1 protein-coding gene is annotated in these 6,018 nt (G+C 68.1%); it reads left to right on the top strand.

The genetic code is table 11. The features are described 5' to 3' along the window. Nucleotides 1-6,018: non-ribosomal peptide synthetase (locus LT948_RS32805; RefSeq protein WP_232197161.1), on the top strand; the 6,018-nt coding region annotated here is incomplete at both ends.

The following is a 6,018-nucleotide window of genomic DNA, read 5'->3' as shown; positions in this document are numbered from 1 at the left end:
GAGCGGATGCCGCTGAGTCCGAACGGCAAGCTGGATCGCAAGGCGCTGCCGGCGCCTGAAGTAAGCGTGGCGCAGGCAGGCTACAGCGCACCGCGCAACGCAGTGGAGCGAACCCTGGCGGAAATCTGGCAGGATCTGCTGGGCGTCGAGCGGGTCGGCCTGGACGACAACTTCTTCAGCCTCGGCGGCGACTCGATCGTCTCGATCCAGGTAGTCAGCCGTGCGCGCCAGGCCGGATTGCAACTGAGCCCGCGCGACCTGTTCCAGCACCAGAACATCCGCAGCCTGGCCCTGGCGGCCAAGGCGGGTTCGGCGACGGCGGAACAGGGGCCGGCAAGCGGCGAGGTGGCGCTGGCGCCGGTACAGCGCTGGTTCTTCGAGCGGGCGATTCCCAACCGCCAGCACTGGAACCAGTCTCTCTTGTTGCAGGCGCGCCAGCCGCTCGACGGCGACCGGCTGGGGCGTGCCCTGGAACGCCTGCAGGCGCAGCACGATGCCCTGCGCCTGCGTTTCCGCGAAGAGCGCGGCGCCTGGCACCAGGCCTACGCCGAGCAGGCCGGCGAGCCGCTGTGGCGCCGGCAGGCGGGGTCCGAGGAGGCGTTGCTGGCGCTTTGCGAAGAAGCCCAGCGCAGCCTCGACCTCGAACAGGGGCCGCTGCTGCGTGCGCTGCTGGTGGACATGGCCGACGGCAGCCAGCGCCTGCTGCTGGTCATCCACCACCTGGCGGTGGACGGGGTGTCCTGGCGCATCCTGCTGGAAGACCTGCAGCGTCTCTATGCCGACCTCGACGCCGATCTCGGGCCGCGTAGCAGTTCCTACCAGGCCTGGAGCCGGCACCTGCACGAACAGGCCGGCGCGCGCCTGGACGAACTCGACTACTGGCAGGCGCAACTGCACGACGCTCCGCATGCGCTGCCATGCGAAAACCCGCACGGAGCCCTGGAAAACCGCCATGAGCGCAAGCTCGTCCTGACCCTGGACGCCGAGCGTACCCGGCAGTTGCTGCAGGAAGCCCCGGCGGCCTACCGGACCCAGGTCAACGACCTGCTGCTGACCGCCCTGGCCCGTGCGACCTGCCGCTGGAGCGGCGACGCCAGCGTGCTGGTGCAGCTCGAAGGGCACGGCCGCGAGGACCTCGGCGAGGCCATCGACCTGAGCCGCACGGTGGGCTGGTTCACCAGCCTGTTCCCGCTGCGCCTGACCCCGGCCGCGGACCTCGGCGAGTCGCTGAAGGCGATCAAGGAGCAACTACGCGGCGTGCCGGACAAGGGCGTCGGCTACGGCCTGCTGCGCTACCTGGCTGGAGAGGAGGCTGCGACCCGCCTGGCCGCGCTGCCGCAGCCGCGGATCACCTTCAATTACCTGGGCCGGTTCGACCGTCAGTTCGATGGGGCGGCGCTGCTGGTACCGGCCACGGAAAGCGCCGGCGCCGCCCAGGATCCGTGCGCCCCGCTGGCCAACTGGTTGAGCATCGAAGGCCAGGTCTACGGTGGCGAGCTGAGCCTGCACTGGAGCTTCAGCCGGGAAATGTTCGCCGAGGCGACCGTCCAGCGCCTGGTCGATGACTACGCGCGGGAGCTGCACGCGCTGATCGAGCATTGTCTCGACCCGCGGCATCGGGGTGTGACGCCGTCGGACTTCCCGCTGGCCGGGCTTTCCCAGACGCAGCTCGATGAATTGTCCTTGGATCCTGATTCGGTGCGGGACATCTATCCGTTGTCGCCGATGCAGCAGGGCATGCTGTTTCACAGTCTTCATGGAACGGAAGGCGACTATGTCAACCAGTTGCGCATGGATATCGGCGGATTGGACCCGGATCGCTTCCGCGCAGCCTGGCAGGCCACCCTCGATGCCCATGAGATCCTGCGCAGCGGATTCCTCTGGAAGGACGGCTGGCCTCAGCCGTTGCAGGTGGTATTCGAGCAGGCGACGCTGGAGCTGCGGCTGGCCCCGCCAGGCAGTGATCCGCAACGGCAGGCAGAGGCTGAGCGCGAAGCCGGTTTCGACCCGGCCAGGGCGCCGTTGCAACGCTTGGTGTTGGTGCCGCTGGCGAATGGGCGGATGCACCTCATCTATACCTATCACCACATCCTGATGGATGGCTGGAGCAACGCCCAACTGCTCGCCGAGGTACTGCAGCGCTATGCGGGACAGGAGGTAGCCGCTACCGTTGGGCGTTACCGCGACTACATCGGTTGGTTGCAGAGCCGCGATGCGATGGCGACCGAGTTCTTCTGGCGCGATCGGCTGGCCTCCCTGGAGATGCCGACACGCCTGGCGCGCCAGGCGAGGACGGAGCAGCCTGGCCAGGGTGAGCATCTGCGCGAACTGGATCCGCAGACGACCCGCCAACTGGCGTCCTTCGCCCAAGGTCAGAAGGTCACGCTCAACACCTTGGTGCAAGCGGCCTGGGCGCTGTTCCTGCAGCGGCACTGCGGGCAGGAGACGGTAGCCTTCGGCGCCACCGTGGCCGGACGGCCGGCGGAACTGCCAGGCATCGAGGCGCAGATCGGTCTGTTTATCAATACCCTGCCGGTGATCGCCGCGCCGCAGCCACAGCAGAGCGTCGCGGACTACCTGCAGGGGATGCAGGCGCTCAACCTGGCGCTGCGCGAACACGAGCATACGCCTCTGTACGACATCCAGCGCTGGGCCGGGCATGGCGGCGAGGCTCTGTTCGATAGCATCCTGGTGTTCGAGAACTTCCCCGTGGCCGAGGCTCTGCGCCAGGCTCCCGCCGATCTGGAGTTCTCCACGCCAAGCAACCACGAGCAGACCAACTACCCCCTGACGCTGGGTGTCACCCTGGGTGAGCGCCTGAGCCTGCAGTACGTCTATGCGCGGCGCGATTTCGACGCAGCGGACATCGCCGAACTGGACCGTCATCTGCTGCATCTGCTGCAGCGGATGGCCGAGACCCCCCAGGCAGCGCTGGGCGAGCTGGCCCTGCTCGACGCCGGGGAACGCCAGGAGGCGCTGCGGGATTGGCAGGCACCGCTCGAGGCGCTGCCGCGGGGCGGCGTCGCGGCGGCCTTCGCGCATCAGGCAGCGTCGGCGCCTGAGGCGATCGCGCTGGTATGCGGCGACGAGTATCTCAGCTATGCCGAACTGGATATGCGCGCCGAGCGTCTGGCGCGTGGCCTGCGGGCGCGCGGCGTGGCCGAGGAAGCGCTGGTGGCGATCGCTGCCGAGCGCTCCTTCGACCTGGTCGTCGGCCTGCTGGGTATCCTCAAGGCCGGTGCCGGCTACCTGCCGCTGGATCCGAACTACCCCGCGGAGCGCCTGGCGTACATGTTGCGCGACAGCGGCGCGCGCTGGCTGATCTGCCAGGAAACCCTGGCGGAGCGGCTGCCCTGCCCGGCAGAGGTCGAGCGGCTGCCGCTGGAGACCGCCGCCTGGCCGGCGAGTGCAGATACGCGGCCGCTGCCGGAGGTAGCTGGCGAGACGCTGGCCTACGTGATCTATACGTCCGGCTCGACCGGCCAGCCAAAAGGAGTGGCGGTCAGCCAGGCGGCGCTCGTCGCGCACTGCCAGGCGGCAGCACGCACCTACGGCGTCGGCCCTGGCGACTGCCAATTGCAGTTCGCCTCGATCAGTTTCGATGCCGCTGCCGAACAACTCTTCGTACCCCTGCTGGCAGGAGCCCGGGTCCTGCTCGGCGACGCCGGACAGTGGAGCGCGCAACATCTGGCGGATGAGGTGGAGCGGCACGCGGTGACTATCCTCGATCTACCGCCGGCTTATCTTCAGCAACAGGCGGAGGAGTTGCGCCACGCCGGCCGCCGGATCGCAGTACGCGCCTGTATCCTCGGCGGCGAAGCCTGGGACGCCAGCCTGCTGACCCAGCAGGCGGTGCAGGCTGAAGCCTGGTTCAACGCCTACGGTCCCACCGAGGCGGTGATCACTCCGCTGGCCTGGCACTGTCGGACGCAAGAGGGCGGTGCTCCCGCTATCGGCCGCGCGCTCGGTGCGCGCCGGGCCTGCATACTGGACGCAGCCCTGCAGCCATGTGCGCCGGGGATGATCGGCGAGCTGTACATCGGCGGCCAGTGCCTGGCTCGTGGCTACCTGGGCCGCCCCGGCCAGACCGCCGAGCGTTTCGTGGCCGATCCGTTCTCAGGTTCGGGCGAGCGCCTGTATCGCACCGGGGACCTGGCGCGTTATCGCGTCGACGGTCAGGTCGAATATCTCGGCCGGGCCGATCAGCAGATCAAGATCCGTGGTTTCCGCATCGAGATCGGCGAAATCGAGAGCCAACTGCTTGCACACCCGTATGTGGCGGAAGCAGCGGTCGTGGCGCAGGATGGCGTCGGTGGTCCGCTGCTGGCGGCCTACCTGGTGGGGCGTGACGCTATGCGGGGTGAGGACCTTCTGGCGGAGCTGCGCACCTGGCTGGCCGGACGCTTGCCTGCGTACATGCAACCGACGGCTTGGCAGGTGCTGTCCAGCTTGCCGCTGAACGCCAACGGCAAGCTGGATCGCAAGGCGCTGCCGAAGGTGGACGCAGCTGCCCGCCACCAGGCCGGAGAGCCTCCGCGGGAGGGGCTCGAACGTTCGGTCGCAGCGATCTGGGAGGCGCTGCTCGGTGTCGAGGGCATCGCCCGCGACGAGCACTTCTTCGAACTCGGCGGTCACTCCCTCAGCGCCACCCGGGTGGTCTCGCGCCTGCGCCAGGATCTGGAGCTGGACGTACCCTTGCGCATCCTGTTCGAGCGGCCGGTCCTGGCAGACTTCGCCGCTTCCCTGGAGTCCCAGGCGGCGAGCGTTGCCCCTGTGCTGCAAGTATTGCCGCGAGTCGCCGAGTTGCCTTTGTCGCATGCTCAGCAACGCATGTGGTTCCTCTGGAAACTGGAGCCTGAAAGCGCGGCCTATCATCTCCCCAGCGTACTGCACGTGCGTGGCGTCCTGGACCAGGCGGCGTTGCAGCAGGCCTTCGATTGGCTGGTGCTGCGCCACGAGACCTTGCGCACCCGCTTCGAGGAGGTCGACGGTCAGGCGCGCCAGACGATCCTGGCGAACATGCCGTTGCGCATTGTCCTGGAGGATTGCGCCGGGGCGAGCGAAGCAACGTTGCGCCAGCGGGTGGCCGAGGAAATCCGCCAGCCATTCGACCTGGCTCGTGGGCCGCTGCTGCGCGTGCGTCTGCTGGCGCTGGCTGGGCAGGAGCATGTGTTGGTCATCACCCAGCACCATATCGTGTCCGACGGTTGGTCGATGCAGGTGATGGTCGACGAACTGCTCCAGGCCTATGCCGCGGCGCGGCGCGGCGAACAACCGACGCTGGCGCCATTGACGCTGCAGTACGCCGACTATGCTGCCTGGCATCGCGCCTGGCTGGACAGCGGCGAGGGCGCGCGGCAGCTGGATTACTGGCGTGAGCGCCTGGGCGCCGAGCAGCCGGTCCTGGAACTGCCCGCCGACCGGGTGCGCCCGGCCCAGGCCAGCGGACGCGGGCAGCGTCTGGACATGGCGCTGCCGGTGTCATTATCGGAGGAGCTGCTGGCCTGCGCCCGGCGGGAGGGTGTCACCCCGTTCATGCTTCTGTTGGCCTCGTTCCAGGTGCTGTTGAAGCGCTATAGCGGGCAGTCGGACATTCGCGTCGGGGTACCTATCGCCAACCGCAACCGCGCCGAGGTCGAGCGCCTGATCGGCTTCTTCGTCAATACCCAGGTGCTGCGTTGCCAGGTCGATGCTGGCCTGGCTTTCCGCGATCTACTGGGCCGCGTGCGCGAGGCGGCGCTGGGCGCGCAGGCGCACCAGGATCTGCCGTTCGAGCAATTGGTCGATGCCTTGCAGCCCGAACGCAATCTCAGCCACAGCCCGTTGTTCCAGGTGATGTATAACCACCAGAGCGGCGAGCGGCAGGATGCCCAAGTCGATGGTTTGCACATCGAGAGTTTTGCCTGGGACGGTGCTGCCGCACAGTTCGATCTTGCCCTCGATACCTGGGAAACCCCGGACGGCCTTGGGGCGGCGCTGACCTACGCGACCGACCTGTTCGAGGCGCGGACCGTCGAG

This window comes from Pseudomonas sp. CP-1, assembly GCF_021213715.1.
GTDB classification, from domain to species: Bacteria; Pseudomonadota; Gammaproteobacteria; order Pseudomonadales; family Pseudomonadaceae; genus Pseudomonas; species Pseudomonas aeruginosa.
The sequence above is the reverse complement of the archived record's forward strand: the minus strand, read 5'-3'. Positions and strand labels throughout refer to the sequence as shown.